23 protein-coding genes and 1 tRNA gene are annotated in these 22,649 nt (G+C 65.4%); 15 read left to right on the top strand and 9 right to left on the bottom strand.

The annotated features are described in order from the left end of the window. Window positions 1-128 precede the first annotated feature (128 nt). On the top strand, window positions 129-521 hold the full coding sequence (locus K410_RS0103620) for a lysozyme inhibitor LprI family protein (protein WP_245269320.1): 393 nt from the start codon (window positions 129-131) through the stop codon (window positions 519-521). Between the two features lie 295 nt (window positions 522-816). Here the strand turns inward: K410_RS0103620 and K410_RS0103615 are convergent. Then, window positions 817-903, bottom strand: a tRNA-Leu gene (locus K410_RS0103615). A 151-nt stretch (window positions 904-1,054) separates the two neighbouring features. Here K410_RS0103615 and K410_RS0103610 point away from each other — a divergent pair. After that, entirely contained in the window at window positions 1,055-2,020 is a 966-nt protein-coding gene (locus tag K410_RS0103610) for a complex I NDUFA9 subunit family protein (RefSeq protein WP_028133575.1), read from the top strand. A gap of 153 nt (window positions 2,021-2,173) precedes the next feature. Here the strand turns inward: K410_RS0103610 and K410_RS0103605 are convergent, their stop codons facing one another. Beyond that, complete coding sequence (locus K410_RS0103605) at window positions 2,174-2,980, bottom strand: undecaprenyl-diphosphate phosphatase (protein WP_028133574.1); 807 nt, start codon at window positions 2,978-2,980, stop codon at window positions 2,174-2,176. 169 nt (window positions 2,981-3,149) lie between these two features. Here K410_RS0103605 and K410_RS0103600 point away from each other — a divergent pair, with 169 nt between their 5' ends. From K410_RS0103600 to K410_RS0103590, 3 genes are all read left to right on the top strand, one after another. Next, a complete protein-coding gene (locus tag K410_RS0103600) occupies window positions 3,150-3,842 on the top strand; it encodes a glutathione S-transferase family protein (protein WP_028133573.1) in 693 nt (230 codons plus the stop codon). Then, window positions 3,791-5,014 carry a tRNA epoxyqueuosine(34) reductase QueG gene (gene queG / locus K410_RS36455; protein WP_049819922.1) on the top strand — a complete coding sequence of 408 codons (1,224 nt, stop codon included), beginning with the start codon at window positions 3,791-3,793 and terminating at the stop codon, window positions 5,012-5,014. Before K410_RS0103600 ends, queG begins: the two co-directional genes overlap by 52 nt. 154 nt (window positions 5,015-5,168) lie before the next feature. Beyond that, window positions 5,169-5,966, top strand: a complete 798-nt coding sequence (locus tag K410_RS0103590) for an acyl-CoA thioesterase domain-containing protein (protein ID WP_028133572.1) — start codon at window positions 5,169-5,171, stop codon at window positions 5,964-5,966. 130 nt (window positions 5,967-6,096) lie between these two features. On the opposite strand, the gene K410_RS0103585 is transcribed toward K410_RS0103590, so the two are convergent. After that, window positions 6,097-6,567: a nuclear transport factor 2 family protein gene (locus K410_RS0103585; RefSeq protein WP_028133571.1), complete on the bottom strand. Its 471-nt coding sequence runs from the start codon at window positions 6,565-6,567 to the stop codon at window positions 6,097-6,099. Between the two features lie 160 nt (window positions 6,568-6,727). Then, complete coding sequence (locus K410_RS0103580; RefSeq protein WP_028133570.1) at window positions 6,728-7,537, bottom strand: alpha/beta hydrolase; 810 nt, start codon at window positions 7,535-7,537, stop codon at window positions 6,728-6,730. A gap of 251 nt (window positions 7,538-7,788) precedes the next feature. Between K410_RS0103580 and infC the strand changes: the two genes are divergently transcribed. Then, window positions 7,789-8,328: a translation initiation factor IF-3 gene (gene infC, locus K410_RS0103575; protein WP_080672213.1), complete on the top strand. Its 540-nt coding sequence runs from the start codon at window positions 7,789-7,791 to the stop codon at window positions 8,326-8,328. Window positions 8,329-8,483: 155 nt separating this feature from the next. Here infC and K410_RS0103570 read toward each other — a convergent pair whose 3' ends face one another. Next, window positions 8,484-8,888, bottom strand: coding sequence for a hypothetical protein (locus K410_RS0103570; RefSeq protein WP_028133568.1), 405 nt, complete (start codon window positions 8,886-8,888; stop codon window positions 8,484-8,486). 271 nt (window positions 8,889-9,159) lie between these two features. Between K410_RS0103570 and rpmI the strand changes: the two genes are divergently transcribed. Then, entirely contained in the window at window positions 9,160-9,360 is a 201-nt protein-coding gene (gene rpmI, locus K410_RS0103565) for a 50S ribosomal protein L35 (RefSeq protein ID WP_008539890.1), read from the top strand. An 81-nt stretch (window positions 9,361-9,441) separates the two neighbouring features. After that, window positions 9,442-9,801, top strand: a complete 360-nt coding sequence (gene rplT, locus K410_RS0103560; protein WP_028133567.1) for a 50S ribosomal protein L20 — start codon at window positions 9,442-9,444, stop codon at window positions 9,799-9,801. A gap of 8 nt (window positions 9,802-9,809) precedes the next feature. Here the strand turns inward: rplT and K410_RS0103555 are convergent, their stop codons facing one another. Continuing rightward, window positions 9,810-10,133 carry a hypothetical protein gene (locus K410_RS0103555; RefSeq protein ID WP_245269319.1) on the bottom strand — a complete coding sequence of 108 codons (324 nt, stop codon included), beginning with the start codon at window positions 10,131-10,133 and terminating at the stop codon, window positions 9,810-9,812. 242 nt (window positions 10,134-10,375) lie between these two features. On the opposite strand from K410_RS0103555, the gene pheS reads away from it, so the two are divergent. From pheS to K410_RS0103540, 3 genes are read left to right on the top strand one after another with little or no spacing between them, the layout of a single operon-like run. Then, complete coding sequence (gene pheS / locus K410_RS0103550) at window positions 10,376-11,458, top strand: phenylalanine--tRNA ligase subunit alpha (protein ID WP_028133565.1); 1,083 nt, start codon at window positions 10,376-10,378, stop codon at window positions 11,456-11,458. Then, a complete protein-coding gene (gene pheT, locus K410_RS0103545) occupies window positions 11,455-13,863 on the top strand; it encodes a phenylalanine--tRNA ligase subunit beta (protein ID WP_028133564.1) in 2,409 nt (802 codons plus the stop codon). Before pheS ends, pheT begins: the two co-directional genes overlap by 4 nt. Before the next feature lie 54 nt (window positions 13,864-13,917). Next, entirely contained in the window at window positions 13,918-14,691 is a 774-nt protein-coding gene (locus K410_RS0103540) for a sulfite exporter TauE/SafE family protein (protein ID WP_028133563.1), read from the top strand. Between the two features lie 17 nt (window positions 14,692-14,708). Here K410_RS0103540 and K410_RS0103535 read toward each other — a convergent pair whose 3' ends face one another. Then, window positions 14,709-16,106 (bottom strand): flavin monoamine oxidase family protein, encoded by a 1,398-nt coding sequence (locus K410_RS0103535; protein WP_028133562.1) that lies wholly within the window; start codon window positions 16,104-16,106, stop codon window positions 14,709-14,711. A 192-nt stretch (window positions 16,107-16,298) separates the two neighbouring features. On the opposite strand from K410_RS0103535, the gene K410_RS0103530 reads away from it, so the two are divergent. After that, complete coding sequence (locus K410_RS0103530; protein WP_028133561.1) at window positions 16,299-17,264, top strand: YiiX/YebB-like N1pC/P60 family cysteine hydrolase; 966 nt, start codon at window positions 16,299-16,301, stop codon at window positions 17,262-17,264. A 157-nt stretch (window positions 17,265-17,421) separates the two neighbouring features. On the opposite strand, the gene K410_RS0103525 is transcribed toward K410_RS0103530, so the two are convergent. After that, window positions 17,422-17,697 (bottom strand): metal-sensitive transcriptional regulator, encoded by a 276-nt coding sequence (locus K410_RS0103525; RefSeq protein ID WP_028133560.1) that lies wholly within the window; start codon window positions 17,695-17,697, stop codon window positions 17,422-17,424. A 64-nt stretch (window positions 17,698-17,761) separates the two neighbouring features. Between K410_RS0103525 and K410_RS0103520 the strand changes: the two genes are divergently transcribed. From K410_RS0103520 to K410_RS0103510, 3 genes are all read left to right on the top strand, one after another. After that, window positions 17,762-20,209 carry a heavy metal translocating P-type ATPase gene (locus K410_RS0103520; RefSeq protein ID WP_028133559.1) on the top strand — a complete coding sequence of 816 codons (2,448 nt, stop codon included), beginning with the start codon at window positions 17,762-17,764 and terminating at the stop codon, window positions 20,207-20,209. 136 nt (window positions 20,210-20,345) lie between these two features. Next, window positions 20,346-20,792 carry a nickel-responsive transcriptional regulator NikR gene (nikR, locus tag K410_RS0103515; protein ID WP_028133558.1) on the top strand — a complete coding sequence of 149 codons (447 nt, stop codon included), beginning with the start codon at window positions 20,346-20,348 and terminating at the stop codon, window positions 20,790-20,792. A 292-nt stretch (window positions 20,793-21,084) separates the two neighbouring features. Continuing rightward, window positions 21,085-21,825, top strand: a complete 741-nt coding sequence (locus tag K410_RS0103510) for a sulfate transporter family protein (RefSeq protein ID WP_028133557.1) — start codon at window positions 21,085-21,087, stop codon at window positions 21,823-21,825. A 12-nt stretch (window positions 21,826-21,837) separates the two neighbouring features. On the opposite strand, the gene nth is transcribed toward K410_RS0103510, so the two are convergent. After that, on the bottom strand, window positions 21,838-22,635 hold the full coding sequence (gene nth / locus K410_RS0103505; RefSeq protein ID WP_028133556.1) for an endonuclease III: 798 nt from the start codon (window positions 22,633-22,635) through the stop codon (window positions 21,838-21,840). Window positions 22,636-22,649: the final 14 nt, after the last annotated feature.

The following is a 22,649-nucleotide window of genomic DNA, read 5'->3' as shown; positions in this document are numbered from 1 at the left end:
GGTGCGCCGAACGGAGATCTCCAGTGAAATTCAAACTTGCCGCCGCGATCCTCGCCGCAAGCCTCCCGCTGGCATCGATGGCTTTCGCCCAAGACACCGCCCAAGGCACCGCGCCGGCCGACCTTGCAGTGATCGATGCCTGCCTGAAGAAGGTGGAGAAAACCGGCGGGTTTGGCGGCGCATGCGTCGGGCTCGTCGCCGACCCCTGCATCAAGGCGGCAGATGGCGCAAATGACGACGTCGCCAAATGGAAAGCCTGCGCGGCGCGCGAACTCGCGGTTTGGACGCAGAAAACCAGTGAGGCGCTCAAGAAGGTGAAGGCCGGCGGGTTCACCGACGTGATCAAGGCCGCCGAGGAATCTCAGAAAACTTTCGCCGCCTCGCGTGATCGCTTCTGCGCGGCCTTCGATAAAGTCGATCCCGGCATGTACAAGGGCGGCGCGAGCTACTGCCGCCTGCGCGAGACCGCGAACCACGCGCTGAGCCTGATCAAGCTCGGCGCTGCGGTGAGCGAGCACTGAGACCTCTTAGCCGCTGGTCGTCATCGGCTTTGCCGGCCTTTTGCCCCATCGCGACGAGGGCTTCGGCCGCGAGCGCGGTGGACGTCGTTCATGGATGACCGGGCAACGGCTGTCGGCGCGTAGCGCTTGCCGAGCGATCGACCAAGCCAGCCGCCCCCAGCTCGCCTGCGATCTGGGTCGGGCCGACGAGCGATGGAGGCGATTCGGTACACATGAGCGCTGCGTCCCGGTTTTGGCACCGGTCAGCGGCTCAAATCCCATGCAAATGAGCGATTTCAAGCGCTTGAACAGGATGTGGTGCCCAGGAAAGGACTCGAACCTTCACGGCCGTTAAGCCACTGGCACCTGAAGCCAGCGCGTCTACCAATTCCACCACCTGGGCATGCCGTTTGGGGCACGGAGGCGGTTACTACGGTTCGGTGACGCCGTTGTCAATTCATGCTTGAAGAGCGGTTCGGGATGCCGATTGCGCATCGCAAACCGGCCCGATACAAGCCTGACAAGACGCACTCTTTTCCGCAGGAATGGCTCCCATGGCATCGAATCTGGACACGCTGGTCACGGTTTTCGGCGGTTCGGGATTTTTGGGCCGGAATGTCGTCCGTGCCCTGTGCAAGCGCGATTACCGGGTCCGGGTCGCGGTGCGGCGGCCGGAACTGGCCGGATACCTTCAGCCCTCCGGCCGGGTCGGGCAGGTCCACACCGTGCAGGCGAATCTGCGCTATCCGGCCTCGGTCGAGGCGGCGCTGCGCGATTCGCACGTCGTGATCAATCTGGTCGGCATCCTCGCCGAGGGCGGCGAGCAGACCTTCGACGCCGTGCAGGCCAGGGGCGCCGAAACGATCGCCAAGGCGGCGGCCGCGGCAGGCAGCTCCCTGGTGCATGTCTCCGCCATTGGAGCCGATGCCGAATCGCCCTCGCACTATGCCAGGGCCAAGGCGGCCGGCGAGGCGGCGGTCCTGGCCGCGGTGCCCTCGGCGACGATCTTCCGCCCCTCGGTGATGTTCGGCCCCGAGGACCAGTTCACCAACCGCTTCGCCGCGCTGGCCCGGATGTCGCCCGTGCTGCCGCTGATCGGCGGGAGTACCCGGATGCAGCCGGTCTATGTCGGCGACGTCGCCACCGCGATCGCGGACGCCGTCGACGGCAAGGCCAAGGCGGGCGCGACGTACGAGCTCGGCGGGCCCGAGGTGCTGACCATGCGCGAGATCATCGAGACCATCCTCGAGATCACCGACCGCGAGCGGATGCTGGTGCCGCTGCCGTTCGGCCTCGCCCGCTTCAAAGCCGCCTTCCTGCAATTCGCGCCGGGCGCGTTCAAGCTGACCCCGGACCAGGTCACGCTGCTCGAGCGCGACAACGTCGTGTCGGAGGCGGCAAAGGCCGCCGGCCTGACGCTGGAAGGGCTCGGCATCGCCGCCGATTCGCTGGAAGCGATCGCCCCGCAATATCTCTGGCGCTTCCGCGCGGCCGGCCAGTTCCAGCGCAAGAGCGCGTGAGAATCACGAGATGCCGTTTGCCGCTGCCATCGACGACGCCGTCGTCTCGACCACGTAGCCCGGATGGAGCGGAGCGCAATCCGGGAATCGTGCCGCCGGCGCTAGCGGCCCCGGATTACGCTTGCGCTCCATCCGGGCTACGGACCGTCGAACCTACTGCCCGAGCGCCAGCGCGATCAGGCCGAGCGTGCCGACGATGACACGCCACCAGGCGAACACCACGAAGCCGTGGCGGGTGACGTAGGTCAGGAACGTCTTCACCACGATGATGGCGGTGATGAAGGACACCACGAAGCCGATCGCGACGATGCCCATATGGTCCGTCGTCATCTCGGCGCGGCTCTTGTAGAAGTCGTAGGCGAAGGCCCCGATCATGGTGGGGATGGCGAGGAAGAACGAGAACTCCGCCGCCGCGCGCTTGTCGGCCCCGAGCAGCATCGCAGCGACGATGCTGGCGCCGGAGCGAGATACGCCCGGGATCATCGCCACGCACTGCGCGATGCCGATATAGAGATACATCAGAAGCGGAAATCTGGTGGCGTCGTGCTCGCGCGGCTTCAGCTCGAGCTTGTCGATCCAGAGCAGGATGGCGCCGCCGACGATCAGCGTGAAGCAGATGACCCAGGGATTGAACAGCAAGGCCTTGATGTACTTGCCGGCGACGAGGCCGACGATCACGGCCGGCAGGAACGCCACCAGCACGCCGATCACGAAGCGGCGCGCATCGGCATCGCCCGTGAACATGCCGATCACGACGTCCCAGAGCTTCCTGAAGTAGAGCCCGACGATGGCGAGGATCGCGCCGAGCTGGATCAGAACCGTGAACGAATCCCAGAACGCGCCTTCGCCGAGATGGAAGAAGCGCTCAGCGAGCAGCAAATGGCCGGTCGAGGATACGGGAAGGAACTCGGTCACACCCTCGATGATGCCGAGGATCACTGCCCGTATTGCGTCTGACATATTTACGGTCCATTTCGGCTTGAAAAGCGGGGCTCTTCTCGCCTATTCGCCCCCATGCCGCAATCGCAAAATGCGAAATCACGCCCTTGCCTCGCGGTTATGAAGGACTAGTGTGGCGCCGCACAAACATTGATGGATTCTTAAGCACCATCAAATAGTCAAAGGCTTCATGTTTACGCTGTTTCATCATCCGTTCTGTCCGCATTCGCGCTTCATCCGCCTGATCGCGGGCGAATACGGGCTCGACCTCAAGCTGGTCGAAGAACGCAGCTGGGAACGGCGCGAGGCATTTTTGCTGCTCAACGCCGCCGGCACGACGCCCGTCTTGGTGGACGACGAGCAGCCGCCCGTGCCGGGCGCGGCGATCATCGCCGAATATGTCGACGAGGCCTACGGCGGCGAGATGGGCGTGAAGCGCCTGATGCCGGAGACGCTTGCCGAGCGCGTCGAGGTGCGCCGGCTGATGGCCTGGTTCAACGAAAAATTCTTCGAGGAGGTCTCCCATCCCCTCGTCACCGAGCGCATCTACAAGCGCTTCATGAGCGAGGAGAACGGCGGCGGCGCGCCTTCGGCCGACGTGATGCGCGCGGCCAAGGCCAATGTGCGCTATCATCTGGCCTATATCGGCTGGCTGGCGCAGACGCGTAATTTCCTCGCCGGCGACCGGCTCACTTACGCGGACCTCGCCGCCGCGGCGCATCTCTCGGCGATCGACTATCTGGGCGACGTGCCATGGAGCGAGGACGACGCAGCAAAGGCGTGGTACGCGCGGGTGAAATCCCGCCCGTCGTTCCGTCCGCTGCTGAGCGAATGGCTGGCCGGCGTGCCGGCATCGCGGACCTACGTGGACCTGGATTTCTGAGCTCCGATCCGACTGAACTGAAGACGGCGCTCAAGCGCGAAGCCCTCGCGCTCGGCTTCGACTGTATCGGCATCACCGCGCCGGGCACGATCGAGAGCGCCGGCAAACACTTCCTCGAATTCATCGCATCGGGCGGCCATGGCGACATGGACTGGCTGGCCGCGCAGCCGGAGCGCCGCGTCGATCCGCGCGGGCTGTGGCGCGACGTGCGCAGCGTGATCATGCTCGGCGTCAATTATGGTCCCGACTCCGATCCGCTCGCGATCCTGAAGCAGCGCACGCGCGCGGCGATCTCGGTCTATGCGCAGGGCGACGATTATCATGACGTCATCAAGAAGCGGCTGAAGGCGCTGGCGCGCTGGCTGGTCGCGACCGCGCCGTCGGACGTGAAGGTGTTCGTCGACACCGCGGCGGTGATGGAGAAGCCGTTGGCGCAGACTGCGGGTCTCGGCTGGCAAGGCAAGCACACCAATCTGGTCTCACGCGAATTCGGCTCCTGGCTGTTCCTCGGCGCGATCTACACCACGCTGGAGCTGCCGCGCGACGTCGCCGAAATCGATCATTGCGGCTCGTGCCGGGCCTGCCTCGAGATCTGCCCGACCGCGGCCTTCCCAGCGCCGTACAAGCTCGATGCGCGGCGCTGCATCTCCTATCTCACGATCGAGAACAAGGGACCGATCCCGCGCGAATTCCGCAAGGCCATCGGCAACCGCATCTACGGCTGCGACGATTGTCTCGCCGCCTGCCCCTGGAACAAGTTCGCGCAGGAGGGACGCGAAGCCAAGCTCGCCGCGCGCGACGACTTGCGCGCGCCATCGCTTTCTGAACTGGCACGCCTGGACGATGCCGCCTTTCGCGCGCTGTTCACGAAGTCACCGGTCAAGCGCATCGGCCGCGATCGCTTCTTGCGCAACGTGCTGATCGCGATCGGCAACTCGGGCGAGGCGGCGCTGGCGGAAGAAGCGCGGCGCTTGCTCGATGACGCAAGCCCGCTGGTGCGCGGGGCTGCGGTTTGGGCATTGGGGCAGCTGGTGGAGCGCGGAGAGTTTGAGGCGATGAAGTCTGTGGCGATGAGCGCAGAATGCGACGAAGGTGTCAGTCAGGAGTGGCATGCCGCCTCCGAACCCACCGCCGTCATGCCCCGCGAAGGCGGGGCATCCAGTACGCCGTGACCTATCGGCTCAATCACAACCGCGTCTGGAATACTGGATCGCCCGCCTTCGCGGGCGATGACACCTGTTGTTTAGGCGAGAGCTTTGCACTCCTAACCTCGCTCCGAGGACGCTCACACTTGATTTCCCTCCCCAATCCCGCAATCTCGCGCGCATGACAAACATGCCTTTCTTCACCCGCGACGGCGATACATTCCATCCGACGGAAGTGGCCAATGGTCCCTGGGATCCGAAATCGCTGCACGGTCGCGTCATCGTCGGCCTGCTCGGCTTTGCCATCGAGGAGCGCCATTCCGGCCCCGACTTCGTGCCGGCGCGGCTCACCGTCGACATGTTTCGGCTGCCGACCATCGACAAGCCGATCGACGTGACGACGCGCCTCGTGCGCGACGGGCTGCGCATCCGCGTGGTGGAAGCGGAATTCGTCTCCGGCGGCGTCAGCATGGCGCGCGCCTCCTGCCAGCTGCTGCGCAAGACACAAAATCCCGAAGGCAACGTCTGGTCGCCGCCGAACTGGGAGGTGCCGAAGCCGGACGAGATTCCGAAGCCGACCGATCCGAGGCTCGGCATGAACGGCAAATGGACGACGCGCCCGATCGTCGGGCACATGGGCTCGCTCGGGCCGCGCCGGCTCTGGATGAGCGAGGTGCGCGAGCTCGTTGCCGGCGTGCAATTGACGCCGTTCGTCCATGTCGCCGTTGGCGCCGATTTCGCCAGCCCGTTCGCCAATGCCGGCGACAACGGCCTCGGCTACATCAACAGCGACGTCACGATCTATTTGCACCGACTTCCGGTGACGAAGTGGATCGGCTTCGAGGTGGTGAACCACCACGCCACCGATGGCGTCGCGATCGGCGAATGCTGGCTCTATGACGAGCAGGGCCCGATCGGCACCGCGACAGTCGCCGCGCTGGCGCAGCGCAAGCCGATGGCAAATCCGTCGAAGCGGTAGGGACTTTCCCCACTGTTATTCCGGGGCACGCGAAGCGTGAGCCCGGAATCCATAACCACGATCGGGAGTATGGATTCCGGGCTCGCGCCAAGTGGCGCGCCCCGGAATGACGATGTGGAGGGAGACGCGCCTACCCCAAATGCCGCTGCATCTCCGGCCGCGCCTTGAGTTCGGCGCCCTGCTTGGCGACGATCTTGGCGATGCGTTCCGGCGCGAAGTTCAGATCGACGAACGCCGGCGCGGTGTTGGCGACCTCGCGATAGCCAGCGATCTTGCCATCCTTCAGCGTCATGATCGCAACGCCCTCGAACATCGCCCGGGCGCCGTTCGCTTCCGGCCGCGTCGAGCGATAGCTGAAAGTGTAGCGCGCATAGAGTGTGGTGCCGTCCGAGACGGGGTCATGCATGTCCCAGCGGAAATCGGTCGCGGTGCGATAGAACCAATCGTCGATCATCGCGGCGATCTTCTCGCGGCCTGCGAAGGCGCCGTAGAAGACGTCGTGATAGACGCCATCCTCGGTGAACAACTCGGCGAAGGCGCGGCCGTTGCGCTGCTCGACGGCAGCGCAGAACGCGCGCAGCATGGCGGTGGTGTCTGTCATTGGCGCTTCTCCCTCCCTCGTTCTCCGTCATGCCCCGCGTAGGCGGGGCATCCAGTACGCCACGGCCTTTCGGCTCTATCGCTGCCGTCTCTGGAATACTGGATTGCCCGCCCCTGTGCGCCATAGCGCACTAGGCGGGCAATGACAGCGAGTTACACTCTCACCCGATCTCGGCCACCGCCGCAAGAATGCGGGCGATGTCCTGCGGGCGGGAGAGGCGGTGGTCGCCGTCCTGGATCATGGTCAGCACGACGTCGTCGGCCGGCAGACGGTGCGTCAGCGCGAAGGCGTGCTGCCAGGGCACGTCAGGATCTTTCGCACCTTGCAGGATGCGGACCGGGCAGCCGAGATCGATGGCGCTGCCGAGCACGAGATGGTTGCGGCCCTCCACGATCAGGTTCCGCGTGATCGGATAGGGCGAGCCGTCGCCATAGTCCGACGGCCTCATCCAGACGCCCTTGGTCTCGATCTCCTGCTTCACCGCCGGCGAAAAAGTCTTCCACATCAGCTCTTCGGTGAAATCGGGTGCCGGCGCGATCAGCACGAGCCCGGCGAGCGAGGCTTTGGCTCGTTGCTTCTCTTGCTTGTCTTGCCGCTTCTTGATCTCGCGCGCGAGCAGCAGCGCCATCCAGCCGCCCATGGACGAGCCGATCAGAACCTGCGGGCCGTCGCAGAAGCGTTCGAATACCGCAACGCTGTCCTCGAGCCAGCGGCCGATGGTTCCATCGGCGAAATCGCCGCCGGATTCCCCGTGACCGGAATAGTCGAACCGGACCATGGCGCGGCCGTGATCCCGGGCCCAGCCGTCCAGCGCCACGGCCTTGCCGCCCTGCATGTCCGACTTGAATCCGCCCAGCCAGACCAGGCCAGGGCCGTTGCCCGCACGGTGGCGCACCGCGATCCTGCGTGCGGACGGACCCTCGCCCACGTCGATGAAGTCGAGCACGGCATCGGGAATTGGATCGGTCATGGAACGTTTACTCTGACTGTGCGGTTTGAGCTGTCGGGGGCGCCTTCTGCGGCGCAATCGGGATGCGGCATTGGCCCCTTTGGGACGCTTGCGGAACAGAAGCAAGGTGTCTATGTCGATCAGCGTGCCCGGGCGTGACCAAAATGCCTCGCATTTGAGGGTTTTTCGCTTCCCGCACGAGCGACTTGCTTGCCGGCAACCGCATCTTCCTTCAAGATAGCCGCTTCTTTCACAACTTTGGAGAACCACCCATTCGCCGTCCTAATAAAGCTCCGCCCGCTGCCAGCAAAGACGGGCCGCGCATCAATGATGATATCCGCAATGCGCAGATCCAGCTGATCGACGCGGCCGGTGACAACAAAGGCACCGTCGAGACAGTTATGGCAATCCGCATGGCTCAGGAAGCCGGCATGGACCTGGTCGAGATCTCGCCGAATGTCAGCCCTCCCGTCTGCAAAATTATGGACTACGGGAAGTACAAGTATTCGGCACAGAAGAAGGCCGCCGAAGCCCGCAAGCGGCAGAAGACCGTCGAGATCAAGGAGATCAAGCTCCGTCCGATGATCGACGATCACGATTACGACGTGAAGATGCGCGCGATGCAGCGGTTCTTCGAAGAAGGCGACAAGGTCAAGATCACGCTGCGCTATCGCGGCCGCGAAATGGCGCACCAGGAGATCGGCACCAAGCTTCTGGACAAGATCAAGACCGACGTGGCCGAGCTCGCCAAGGTCGAGCAGGACGCGCGCTTCGAAGGCCGCCAGGTCGTCATGGTGCTGGCGCCGCGCTGATCGCGACTGGTTGAGACCATAGCAAGTTTGACGGCCCGTCCGGATCTCCGGCGGGCCGTTTTGTTGTGGTCGAGGTGCAGGCCACGAGCGCTGCTACACCCTCGCCCGCTTGCGGGAGAGGGAGCGCACCGCGGCTGTGGCGATTGATCGAACCTTCAGGTCCTTGTCGCCTGCCAGGTACCGCTGCAGGGGTCGCCGGAAATGATGCCCTTCCAGGAGCCGGCGCCGTTCACGCCGGCGAGCCGGCCGCCGCCGCTGGCATGGGACGCGCCGACCGAGACATGGACCGCGACCGCGCCGCCACGGTTGACGGTGCCGGAGACCCGGCCCCCGCCGGCGGACGAGACCCGGCGGCCGGTGACGGTGAAGGGCACGCTGTAGCCGGAGCTGCAATTGCCCCGGGTGGTGGCGAAAGTGACATTCCAGATGCCGTCATAGCTGCCGACGCGGGCGTCGGCAGTCGAGGGCAGCACGGCCGTGGCGAGCACGGCGAACAGCGCCAGACGGCGCGGGCGGGCGAAATCGGTCAAAAACGAAAGAGATCGGGAAAAACGAGCCATTTTGGTCCTGCTCCGGGCGACACGGCTGGGACATGGGGGTGGCAACATCGGATAGTCGCCGGCCAGGTTCCGTCGGTTCATCGTTGCCAATTGGCTTGTCCTCTGCCATAAGCCCAGCCTTCATCGCCCGGCTGATTAAGGGCTGCCGTGGCGGTGTTCGTGCGGGTTTCGCGCTTGTCCGTAAAACCTGAGCAAAATCAACGCTCTAACGAGCATTTTTGACGGCCAGCCGCCTTCGCGGGCGGATCGCTGTGGCCATTAGGAGAGCCAAATGCCCAAGCTGAAGACCAAGTCGGGCGCTAAAAAGCGCTTCAAGGTGACTGCCACCGGCAAAGTGATGCACGCCCAGCGCGGCAAGCGTCACGGCATGATCAAGCGGACGAAGAAGCAGATCCGTCAGCTCCGCGGCACCCGCGTGCTGTTCAAGACCGACGGCGACAACGTCAAGAAGTACTTCTTGCCTAACGCCTGATCGCGTCCACGATCACTGCCGAACGTGCCGCGCCTTTGCGCGGCAATCCGATAACCAAAGTCATCTCTGAAGGATTTCGTCATGTCTCGCGTCAAACGCGGTGTGACCGCCCACGCCAAGCACAAGAAAGTCTACAAGGCCGCCAAGGGCTTCTACGGCCGCCGCAAGAACACCATCCGCGCCGCCAAGCCGGCGGTCGAGAAGGCGATGCAATACGCCTTCCGGGACCGCAAGCGTAAGAAGCGGACGTTCCGCGCGCTCTGGATCCAGCGCATCAACGCTGCCGTCCGTCCGTTCGGCCTGACCTACAGCCGATTTATCGACGGCATGGCCAAGTCCGGGATCACCGTGGACCGCAAGGTGCTGTCGGATCTCGCGATCAACGAGCCCGCCGCGTTCCAGGCCATCGCCGAGAAGGCCAAGGCTGCGCTGGCGGCGTAAGGCTTGCGCTAGCGGGCCTTCCGGCCCGCAGCCTGCAGCGCGCGTTGCGAGTAACGCCGGGCGACCTCCGCCCTGCAGAATGCCGTAAACGACTGATACATGGTGCCGGACTTGTTCCGGTACTTGACGTCGCATGCGTGCATCTCGCGCTTGTAGGCCTGCGCCTGCGCGGCACTGAGGCCGGGCTTGAAGTCCGCCTCGCACTTCTGCTCGACGGCGACGCCGAGCTCGACATCGCCGCTCGCGGTCAGCTGGCAATCCCTGAAGACCTTCATCGCGCTTGCGCAGCTCTTCTGGCTGCTGATGGCGGCCGCGACCTCGTCCAGCGTCATGGATTGGTCCATGCAGACCATGGCGCGCGCTGGGGTACCGGCGATGGACAGAATAGCGGCCAGAACGGCCCAACAGCATTTCGACGGCATCGCGAAGGTCTCCTCGTATCCTCCCTTGGTGGCCCGCCCCCGCACGAGGTTCAACCCAGCCGGGCGGGAGCCCGAAAACACCGGCTTTTTGCTTGACGTTACGCCCTTCCGGCGGCGACAACCCAGCCGAATTTGGAGCCAAGGATTTGCCTGTGTCCGACCTCGCAACGCTCGAAACGTCCATCCTCGACCAGATCGCCGCCGCCGGCGATGAAGCCGCGCTCGAAGCGGTGCGCGTCGCAGCCCTCGGCAAGAAGGGCTCGATCTCGGCGCTGCTCGCCACGCTCGGCAAGATGTCGCCCGACGAGCGCAAGACGCAAGGCGCGGCGATCAACCAGGCCAAGGACAAGGTCGGCGAGGCGCTCGCCGCGCGACGCGATGTACTGAAGTCCGCGGCACTCGATGCGCGACTGGCGTCCGAGACCGTCGACGTCACGCTGCCGCTGCGCGACGCGCCGGCTGAAGCCGGCCGCATCCATCCGCTGAGCCAGGTCTGGGACGAGCTGACCACGATCTTCGCCGACATGGGCTTCTCGGTCGCCGAAGGCCCCGACATCGAGACCGACGACTACAATTTCACCAAGCTGAACTTCCCGGAAGGCCATCCCGCGCGCGAGATGCACGACACGTTCTTCTTCAACCCGAAGGAGGACGGCTCGCGCATGCTGCTGCGAACCCACACCTCGCCGGTGCAGGTGCGCACCATGCTGAGCCAGAAGCCGCCGATCCGCGTGATCTGCCCGGGCCGCACCTACCGCATCGATTCGGACGCGACCCACACGCCGCAATTCCACCAGGTCGAAGGCCTCGTCATCGACAAGAGCTCGCATCTCGGCCATCTCAAATGGATCCTGCACGAGTTCTGCAAGGCGTTCTTCGAGGTCGATCACATTAACATGCGCTTCCGTCCCTCGTTCTTCCCATTCACTGAGCCGTCGCTGGAAGTCGACATCCAGTGCCGCCGCGACAAGGGCGAGATCCGCTTCGGCGAAGGCGAGGACTGGCTCGAGATTCTCGGCTGCGGCATGGTGCATCCGAACGTGCTGCGCGCCTGCGGCATCGATCCCGACGAGTACCAGGGCTTCGCCTGGGGCATGGGCATCGACCGCATCGCCATGCTGAAATACGGCATCGCCGATCTGCGCCAGCTGTTCGACAGCGACGTCCGCTGGCTGAGCCATTACGGCTTCAAGCCGCTCGAAGTGCCGACGCTGGCGGGAGGGCTGAGCTCGTGAAATTCACCCTCTCCTGGCTGAAGGATCATCTCGACACCGACGAGCCGCTCGAAAAGCTCGCCGACAAGCTCACCATGATCGGGCTCGAGGTCGAGAACATCGAGGACAAGGCGAAGGCGCTCAAGCCTTTCACCATCGCGAAGGTGATCTCGGCCGAGCAACATCCGAACGCGGATCGCCTGCGCGTCTGCATGGTCGACACCGGCGACGGTGGCGCGCCGGTGCAGGTGGTATGCGGCGCGCCGAATGCGCGTGCGGGCCTCGTCAGCGTGTTCTCGCCGCCCGGCACCTACATTCCCGGCAAGGACATCACGCTCGGCATCGGCACCATCCGCGGCGTCGAGAGCCGCGGCATGCTGTGCTCGGCGGCCGAGCTGCAGATCTCCAACGACCATGACGGCATCATGGAATTGCCGGCGGATGCACCGATCGGTGCCGGATACGCGGAATGGGCCGCGCTGGGCGATCCCGTGATCGAGATCAATCTGACGCCGAACCGGCAGGATTGCACCGGCGTGCACGGCATCGCGCGCGATCTCGCCGCCGCCGACATGGGCAAGTTCGTCGATCACACCATCAAGCCGATCAGGGGCGAATTCCCGTGCCCGGTAAAGGTCACGGTGGAGGACCCCGCGCTATGCCCGGGCTTCGCGCTTCGTCTCGTGCGCGGCGTCAAGAACGGGCCGTCGCCGGAATGGCTGCAGAAGCGGCTGACCGCGATCGGGCTGCGTCCGATCAACGCGCTGGTCGACATCACCAACTTCATGACATACGACCGCGCGCGGCCGTTGCACGTGTTCGACGCCAAGAAGGTGAAGGGCAATCTCGTCGTGCGCCGCGCCCGCGACGGCGAGAGCCTGCTCGCGCTCGACGGCCGCACCTACAATCTCGATCCCGCGATTTGCGTGATCGCGGACGAGCACGGCGTCGAATCGCTGGCCGGCATCATGGGCGGCGAGGCCTCGGGCTGCGACGAGACCACCACCGACGTGCTGATCGAATCGGCGTTGTGGAACGAGATCAACATCGCCCAGACCGGCCGCAAGCTCGGCATCAATTCCGACGCACGCTACCGCTTCGAGCGCGGCGTCGATCCGGCCTTCATGGTGCCCGGGCTGGAGCTCGCGACCAAGCTGGTGATGGAAATGTGCGGCGGCACGCCGTCCGAGAATGTCGTGGTCGGCAAGGCCTTTGGCGACGATCGCCTGATCGAGTTCCCGATCACCGAGGTCAAGCGCCTGTCGGGCATTGAAGTGCCCCAAGCCGAGATGAAGCGCATCCTGACCCATCTCGGCTTCATGATGGCGGGCCCGGGCCCGGTGGTGAAGGTCGCGGTGCCATCGTGGCGCTCGGATGTCCACGGCAAGGCCGACATCGTCGAGGATATCGTCCGCATCTTCGGCGTCGACAAGGTGCCGATGACGCCGTTCGAGCGCGGCGAGGACGCCCGCAAGCCGGTGCTGACGCCGCTTCAGCTGCGCACCCGCCGCGCCAGGCGGGCGCTGGCAAGCCGCGGCATCATCGAAGCGGTGACTTGGTCGTTCATCACGAAGGCCGCGGCGCAATTGTTCGGCGGCGGCCAGCGCGAGCTCGAAGTCGCGAACCCGATCGCGTCGGACCTCTCCGACATGCGCCCGACGCTGCTCGCGGGCCTGATCGCGGCGGCACAGGCGAACGCCAATCGCGGCATGAGCGATGTCGCGCTGTTCGAGGTCGGCCAGATCTTCAGGGGCGATCGCCCGCAGGACCAGTTCATGGCCGCAAGCGGCGTTCGCCGCGGCTTTGCCTCGTCCGAAGGTCTCGGCCGGCACTGGTCGGGCTCGGCGCAGGCCGACGTGTTTGACGCGAAGGCCGACGCGCTGGCGGTTCTGGCCGCGGCCGGTGCGCCGATGCAGGCGCTGCAGATCGTCGCGGGTGGACCGTCCTGGCTGCATCCGGGCCGCTCCGGAACGATCCAGATCGGCCCGCAGAACGTGCTTGGATATTTCGGCGAGGTGCATCCCCGCGCACTGGAGGCGCTCGGCGCCGACGGCCCGCTTGTCGTGTTCGAGGTGATCCTCGACCGCATTCCCGAGGGGAAGAAGAAGCCGACCCGCGCCAAGCCCTTGATCGAGCTGTCGGCGTTCCAGCCGGTATCACGCGACTTCGCCTTCATCGTCGATCGCACCGTGAAGACGGGCGACATCGTGCGCGCCGCGCAAGGCGTCGACAAGAAGCTGATCACCGGCGTCAACGTCTTCGACGTCTATGAGGGCAAGGGCATCGATGACGGCAAGAAGTCGATCGCGATCGCGGTCACGCTCCAGCCGCGCGAGAAGACGTTGACCGATCAGGAGATCGACGCCGTCGCCGCCAAGATCGTGGCCGAGGTGACGAAGAAGACGGGCGGCACTCTGCGAGCATGATGCCGAAAGGCGTGAAGCGGTTTTCGGACGACATCATGCTCCAGAATGGAAAACATGACCCTTGCTGACTTTCTCCCGAAAGACGTCAGCCTCAGCATTGCGATGGCGCTTTGCGCCGTCGCTTTCGTTTCGGGCACCGCACGCGGCTTCTCCGGCTTCGGCGCGGCGCTGATCTTCATGCCGCTGGCGAGCAGCATCGCCGCGCCGCGGCTGGTCGCGGCACTCCTGCTCGTCATCGATTTCGTCTCGGCCGCGCCGCTCCTGCCCGACGCATGGCGCAAGGCCGACCGCAAGGCCACCGCGGTGATCGTGCTGGGCGCGCTGGTCGGCGTGCCCGCGGGCACCTATTTCCTCAGCGTGCTCGAGCCCGTCACCACGCGCTGGATCATCTCCTGCTTCGTCGCCGCTCTGCTGCTTCTGCTGCTGTCGGGCTGGCGCTATCGCGGCAAGGACCACGCCTGGCTCTCGGTCGGCATCGGCGGGCTGTCCGGCTTCTGCAGCGGTCTCGCTCAGACTGGCGGCCCGCCGATCGTCGGCTACTGGCTCGGTCGTCCGATCGCGCCGATGGTCGCGCGCGCCAACATCATGCTGTTCTTCGGCGCCTCCGATTTGTTCTCGATGATCAGTTACGCGGCCACCGGCCTGATCAGCCGCGAAGCGCTGGCGCTGGCGCTGATCGTCGGCCCGGTCTATGCGGCCGGCGTCGCATTCGGCGCCTCGCTGTTCGGACGCGCCAGCGAAAAAGTGTTCCGCGGCATCTGCTACGCGCTGATCGCGATGGCGGTGATTTTTGGATTGCCCGCATTGGATGGGGTGTTGCGCCGATAAGCTCCGCCGTAGCGGGCTTAATTGCCCTGCTGCCGCGGCGCTCTGCGCTTCTTCGTCGACTGCGTCGGCACGTCGGCGGGGTCGTCCTTGAGCGCGCCGATCTTGCGCAAGGCCGCGTCCGCGGCGCGCTCGCCGCTGTCCCAGGCGCCGTCGACGGTGCCCCACAGCGTCTCATGGGTGGCTTCGCCGGCAAGGAACACGTTGCCGATCGGCTCCGCCAAAACCTTTCGCGAGAGCTGGCCGCCGGGGGAGGCCGCCGACATCGCGCCCATCACGTAAGGCGATGCGTTCCAGCGCGTGGCGCTGGTCTTCTGCACGGCGGAAGCAGCTTCGCTGCCGAACAGTTTTGTGATCCATTCCCTGGCAAAGGCTTCCATCGCCTTCTCGCCCTGCTCGGAAAGCTCGCGGCCGAACGCGCCACCGACATCGATAGAGCAGAGCGAGGAACCGCCGATATTGGCGAACATCAGCCCCGTGCGCGTCGAGCTGCTTTGCTCGATCAGGATATCGTCGCGCAACAGGCCGAGCGGGTTACCCGGCAATTGCAGCATGATGCGATCGTAGCTGCCGAGGCCGAGCTTTGCCGCTGCGTCCAGCGTGCGCTTGGGAATGTCGGGGGTGAACTTGATCGCGCCCGATGTCAGCACGTTGGTCGAGACCGTGACGACGACGGCGCGCGCGGCGATCTTGCCGGCTTGCGTCTCCACGCTGACGTCACGGTTGCTCCAGGCGATTCGGCTCGCCGGCGTCGACAGCACCACCGGCGCCTGCTCGCCGAGCTTGGCGATCAGCGTGCCGAGGCCCTGACGGCAGGCGATCGCCGCGTTGCGGTCCTGCGCGCGCCCCTTGTCGATCGCCGACAGCTCCTTCAGGTCTTTGCCGGCGAAGCCCGCGCCCAGCAAGAACTCGGCCGCGCCAGCCCAATCGCCGAGATCCTTCGGCAGCACAGACGCGCAGGACGTATCCAGCTTGCCGCGCGCCGCCTCGTCGATGGCGCGGTTGGCGCGCACCAGCGCCGCCAGGAACTGCTCGGTTTCGCCCGCACGCGCGTTGCGGCGGCCGATGCGCATCTTCTGGCCGGACGGCGCCGGCAGCACGTCGAGCCCGGCATTGCGCGCCAGCCGGATCATCGGATTGGTATCTGGATTGTACATCCAGCGTGCACCGCGGTCGAACGGCATGTCGAAAGTGATGGTATCGGTGAGACAGCGGCCGCCGATCCGGGACGCCGCTTCGACCACGATCACCTTGCGGCCCGTCGCCATGATGCGTCGCGCCGCAGCGATTCCCGCAGCCCCGGCTCCGACCACGACGATGTCGGCCTCGCGTGGCAGGCTGGCCGCGTTGGCGCGCAGGGCCGGCACCGTGGCAAGAGCCGCCGACGCGACAAGGAAACCGCGGCGCGTGATTGTCATGTCATGGTTTCCGAGGACTTGCGGCGGACGGGAACAGTCAGCGAACCTTGCCGCATCTGATGTTGCACGGCAACCATCATGGTGAATCAATCGTGCTTGACCTCACGGAGTGATGAACCGAATTGCAAGACGTTTCGACCATGATAGAGAAGGGAAAAAGACGGCCGGGAAAGGCCGTGGGGGGAGTTCGACATGGGGACGGTCCTGGATTCAGTCGGCAAGTTGATTGCCGCGTACCTCTCCAAGGAGGTGCCGGGCTACGAGCCGTTCACGCCGAGCGACCCGGAGCACCTGCGCGGCGTCATCGAGCCCGGTGACGTGCTGCTGGTCGAAGGCAACAACCGCATCTCCGGCATCATCAAGTATTTGACCCAGTCGACCTGGTCGCATGCCGCGCTCTATGTCGGCCCGGTCGAAGGCGCCGCGGAGCCCGACGGCGAGCCGCATGTGCTGATCGAGGCCAATATCGGCGAAGGCGTCACCTCTGCGCCGCTGTCGAAATATTTTCCGTATCACACCCGCCTCTGCCGCCCGGTCGGGCTGTCCTATGAGGATCGCACCACGGTCTGCCGCTATGCGATCAACCGTATCGGCTTCGGCTACGACACCAAGAACATCGTCGACTTGATGCGTTATCTGTTTCCGATGCCGATACCGCAGCGCTGGCGGCGTCGCATGATCGCGATCGGCTCGGGCGATCCGACCAAGATCATCTGCTCGGCGCTGATCGCGCAGGCGTTCGATGCCGTGCGTTACCCGATCCTGCCGAAGATCACCAAGGCCGGCAGCCGCGCCGCGCGCCGCGAGATCCTGCACATCCGCGATTCATCGCTCTACATGCCCCGCGACTTCGACATCTCGCCCTATTTCGAAGTCGTCAAACCCACCATCGTGCACGGGTTCGACTACACCGCGCTGCACTGGGCCGACAAGCAGAAGCCGCTCGAGGAGGTAGCGGGCACATTCGGTGTGTTTCCAGAAGCGCTCTTGGCGCCGCCGCTCGTTCCTGAAGCGATTGACGAAGAGGCGTCGGCTGAAATTCCCGCTGAGGAAGTGAGCGTGCGGCTTGCGGAGATGGGCGCCAGTTTCTCGGAGCATTTCGTGCAGCTCAGCGACCTCGCAACGTATCGCGCACGGACGCGGGCGATGGCGGCTTAGATCCGCCGTCGTCCTGGCGAAGGCCGGGACAACTTGCGGGGAAATTTCGCTCTCTCCGTCATTGCGAGGAGCTCTTGCGACGAGGCAATCCAGACTGCCCGCGGGAGTATTCTGGATCGCTTCGCTGCGCTCGCAATGACGATGGAGAGAGCGCGATCTACCGCTCCGCCCGTCCGATCACCGCCATCAGCTCTGCAATCTTCGCGCGTTGATCGGCCTTGTCGCCGCTCGCGATGGCGTGCTCGACGCAATGGGCGACGTGATCCTTCAGGATCTCCTCCTCGACCCGGCGCAGCGCGGCCCGTACCGCCGAGATCTGCGTCACGATGTCGATGCAGTAGCGGTCATCCTCTACCATTTTCGAGAGGCCGCGAACCTGGCCCTCGATCCGGCCGAGGCGTTTTCCGACAGATGCCTTGATGTCCTTGCGCATGCGGTCTATATACCCCTACCGGGTATGGGTTGCAAGACCCGGATACAGGCGCCGGAGCAGGGCTATGAAAGAACACGGGCATCATCACGACGCGGGCGGACATTCCGGATGCGGGTGTTCCGCCAAGACGGAAGCGGCCAAGACGGAAGCTGCCAAGCCGCCGGCGTCCTCCTGCTGCGGCGGCCACGCTCATCATCACGCGCATGACGCTGGCGAGGGCGCCACGAAGGTCAAGGATCCCGTCTGCGGCATGAGCGTCGACCCCGCGACCTCGAAGCACCAGCTCACTCATCACGGCGAGACCTTCCATTTCTGCTCGGCCGGCTGCCACACCAAATTCGCGGCCGATCCCGCCAAATATCTCGCCAAGGAAAAGACACCCGAGCCCGAGATGCCCGCGGGCACGATCTACACCTGCCCGATGCACCCCGAGATCCGCCAGGTCGGTCCCGGCAGCTGCCCGATCTGCGGCATGGCGCTGGAGCCGGAGCTCGCCAGCCTGGAGACCGGGCCCAATCCCGAGCTCGCCGACATGACACGGCGGTTCTGGATCGGCGGCGTGCTGTCGCTGCCGGCTGTGGTGCTGGAGATGGGCGGCCATCTCGCCGGCCCGCACAATTGGATCGACCCGACGCTGTCGAACTGGATCCAGCTCGCCTTCGCCACGCCGGTGGTGCTGTGGGCCGGCTGGCCGTTCTTCGTCCGCGGCTGGCAATCGCTGCTGACGCGCAACCTCAACATGTTTACGCTGATCGCGATGGGCACGGGCGTTGCCTATGTCTACAGCGTCCTCGGCACCGTCACGCCGCAGATCTTCCCCGCCACGTTCCGCGCCCATGGAGGTGCGGTCGCAGTCTATTTCGAAGCCGCCGCCGTCATCACCGTGCTGGTGCTGCTCGGCCAGGTGCTGGAGCTGCGTGCGCGTGATGCCACCTCGGGCGCGATCAAGGCGCTGCTTCAGCTGGCGCCGAAGACCGCCCGACGCGTCGATGCCGATGGCAGCGAGCACGAGGTCGAGATCGATAGCCTCCATGCCGGCGACCGCTTGCGCGTTCGTCCCGGCGAGAAGGTGCCGGTCGACGGCGTCATTCTCGAGGGACGCTCCTCGCTCGACGAATCCCTGGTGACGGGGGAATCCATGCCCGTCACCAAGGAAACCGGCGCAAAGGTCATTGCCGGCACGCTGAACCAGTCGGGCAGCTTCGTGATGCGCGCCGACAAGGTCGGGCGCGAGACGCTGCTGTCGCAGATCGTGCAGATGGTCGCGGACGCGCAGCGCTCGCGCGCGCCGATCCAGCGCCTGGCCGATCAGGTCGCCGGCTGGTTCGTGCCCGCCGTGATCGTCGTCGCCCTGGCGGCCTTCGCCGCCTGGGCCTGGTTCGGGCCGGAGCCGCGGCTCGCCTTCGGTCTCGTCGCCGCCGTCAGCGTGCTGATCATCGCCTGCCCCTGTGCGCTGGGCCTGGCGACGCCGATGTCGATCATGGTCGGCGTCGGCCGCGGTGCGCAAGGCGGCGTACTGATCAAGAACGCCGAGGCGCTGGAGCGGATGGAGAAGATCGACACGCTGGTGGTCGACAAAACAGGCACGCTGACCGAGGGCAAGCCCAAGGTGGTCGCGATCGTGCCGGCAGCCGGCTTTGCGGAAAACGACATCCTGCGGCTTGCGGCCAGCGTCGAGCGGGCCAGCGAGCATCCCCTGGCTGACGCGATCATGCGTGCAGCGAAGGAGAAGCAGCTTGCGCTCGGCCAGGTCGAGCACTTCGACTCGCCGACCGGCAAGGGCGCCACCGGCAAGGTCGAGGACAAGACCATCGTGCTCGGCAACGCCAGATATCTCGTCTCGATCGGAATCGACACCAATGCGCTCGACGCCGAGGCCGAGCGGCTGCGCCAGGACGGAGCCACCGTGATCAACATGGCCGTCAACGGCCGGCTTGCCGGGCTGTTCGCGATCGCCGATCCGGTCAAGGCCTCGACCCCGGAGGCGTTGAGGGCGCTAGCTGCCGAAGGCATCAAGGTGATCATGCTGACCGGCGACAACCGCACCACGGCCGAGGCGGTGGCGCGCCGGCTCGGCATCGCCGAGGTCGAGGCCGAGGTGCTGCCGGACCAGAAGAGCGCGGTGGTGACCAAGCTGCAAAAGGCCGGCCGCATCGTCGCGATGGCCGGCGACGGCGTCAACGACGCGCCGGCGCTGGCCGCCGCCGAAGTCGGCATCGCCATGGGCACCGGCACGGATGTCGCGATGGAGAGCGCGGGCGTGACCCTGCTCAAGGGCGATCTCGTCGGCATCGTCCGCGCCCGAAAGCTGTCGCAGGCGACCATGAGCAACATCCGCCAGAACCTGTTCTTCGCCTTCATCTACAATGCCGCCGGCATTCCGATCGCGGCCGGTATCCTTTACCCGACCTTCGGCCTGCTGCTCTCGCCGATCATCGCCGCGGCGGCGATGGCGCTGTCCTCGGTGAGCGTGGTCGGTAATGCGCTGCGCTTGCGCGCAACGCAGCTGTAGGGTTACCTGCGTAGCCCGGATGGAGCGCAAGCAATATCCGGGGGCCTGGTCCCATATTCGCGCCGTCCCGGATTGCGCTTCGCTCCATCCGGGCTACGGTTGACAAGAGGCAGACAGGACGCGCGGAGAAGATCCGATGCAGCGAATTACGATCACGATCGAGGACGATCTGTTGGCGGAGATCGACGCGGCGGCGGCAGCGCGCGGCTATCAGAATCGCTCCGAGATCATCCGCGACCTCGCGCGCGCCGGGCTGCAGCAGAGCACCGAGGACACCGCGCAGACCGGCCAATGCGTCGCCGGTCTCGTCTATGTCTACGATCACGCCGCCCGCGATCTGTCGAAACGGCTGGTGCAGGAATTCCACGGCCATCACGACCTCGCGCTGGCGACCCTGCACGTCCATCTCGACGACAACAATTGCATGGAGATGACGGCGCTGAAGGGGTCGGCGGATGAGGTCAAGCATTTCGCCGACCACATCATCGCCGAACGCGGCGTCCGCTACGGTCGCGTGGTGATGATCCCGACCGGGGATGGGAAGCCGGCGAAAGGACGGAAGCACGGACACCGGCATGACTAGGCTGCTCTAGGAGAGAGTAGCGGCTCTTACCCTCCCCTGGAGGGGGAGGGTCGATCGCGCGCAGCGCGGGCGGGGTGGGGTGACAGTCTCTCCGCGTCGAACAGTGCCCGTGGGGAGAGATCACCCCACCCCGTCTCACATTTCGCTGCGCTCAATGTGAGCCGACCCTCCCCCTCCAGGGGAGGGTAAGCAAGAGCTCGCGCCGCATTCGCGGCCGAGGGCAGCCCCCGCCCTTGCCGAAGCCGCATTCGGTCTCTACCTCTCGCGCAGTGTTGACCTCAGAGGATCTCCCATGCTGGATGCCGCCATCAAGGCGCTGTCGCAAATGATCTCGCCGCCGATGCGCTCGATCTTATGGCGATCGATCGGGCTGGCGCTGGTGCTGATCATCGTGCTGGCGATTGGCCTGCAGCGGCTGCTCAGCTGGTTCGCAACCTCCGGGGCGGTCTGGCTGGAGGAATTGCTCGGACCCGGCTGGCATTCGTCCATCGAAATCCTCTCCTGGATCGTTTCGATCGCAGCGGGCCTCGGCGTCGTGTTCGGCGGCATCTTCCTGATGCCCGCGATCACCTCGCTGGTGGCGAGCCTGTTCGTCGACGACGTCGCGGACATCGTCGAGCGCGAGCATTACCCAGCCGAGCAACCGGGCGTCGCGCTGCCTATCAGCCAGGCCATGCTCGAGGGCATCAAGACCGCGCTGCTGACGATTTTGATCTATCTCGCCGCGCTGCCGCTGGTGCTGTTCGCCGGTGCCGGCTTTCTGATCTTCTTCCTCGCCACGGCCTGGCTCCTCGGTCGCGAATATTTCGAGCTCGCGGCGATGCGCTTCCGCCCGCCGGAGGAAGCCAAGGCGATGCGACGCGACAATGCCGCGACCATCTTCACCGCCGGCCTGTTCATCGCCGCCTTCGTCTCGATCCCGATCGTCAATCTGGCGACGCCGATCTTCGCCATGGCCTTCATGGTCCACATGCACAAGCGGCTGTCGGGCCCGCGGCCGGAGCTGATCGCGCCGGCGCGGCAGATGCGGTAACGGCGCCGTCGCTCAGACCGTCTTCTCCGGCCAGCGGCAGAGATCGTTGATCAGGCAGACCTCGCAGCGCGGCTTGCGGGCGAGGCAGGTGTAGCGGCCGTGCAGGATCAGCCAATGATGGGCATGCAGCATGAACGCGGCCGGGATCACCTTTTCCAGACCAAGCTCGACCTCCAGCGGCGTCTTGCCGGGCGCCAGCCCGGTGCGGTTGCCGACGCGGAAGACGTGTGTGTCGACCGCCATGGTATGCTCGCCGAAGGCCATGTTGAGCACGACGTTGGCGGTCTTGCGGCCGGCGCCGGGCAGCGACTCGATCCCGGCTCGCGTGCGCGGCACCTCGCCGCCGAACTCGCTGAGCAGCTTTGCCGACAACGCGATCACGTTCCTCGCCTTGGTGCGGTAGAGGCCGATGGTCTTGATGTAGTCGCGCAAGCGCTCCTCGCCGAGGTCGAGCATCTTCTGCGGGGTATCGGCGACCTCGAACAGAGCGCGCGTGGCCTTGTTGACGCCGGCATCGGTCGCCTGCGCCGACAGCACCACGGCGACCAGCAGCGTGAACGGATTGACGTGCTCGAGCTCCCCTTTCGGCTCCGGATTGGCTTTGCGGAAGCGGCTGAAGGCGTCGTAGACCTCGGCCGGCGTCCAGGGTCTTGAGGAATTGGGCTTGGTGGCCTTGAGCGATTTTTTCGCCGGAGCCGATGTCTTGATGGGCTTGGTCTTGACGGGCTTGGGCTTCGCTGCGACGGCCTTTGCCTTCTGCTTGGGCACGGGCGCTTTGTGCGGGGCCGGCTTGCGGGTGATTTTCGCCATGATCGGGATATACT

The sequence above is a fragment of the Bradyrhizobium sp. 22 genome, from assembly GCF_000482425.1.
GTDB classification, from domain to species: Bacteria; Pseudomonadota; Alphaproteobacteria; order Rhizobiales; family Xanthobacteraceae; genus Bradyrhizobium; species Bradyrhizobium japonicum_B.
The sequence above is the reverse complement of the archived record's forward strand: the minus strand, read 5'-3'. Positions and strand labels throughout refer to the sequence as shown.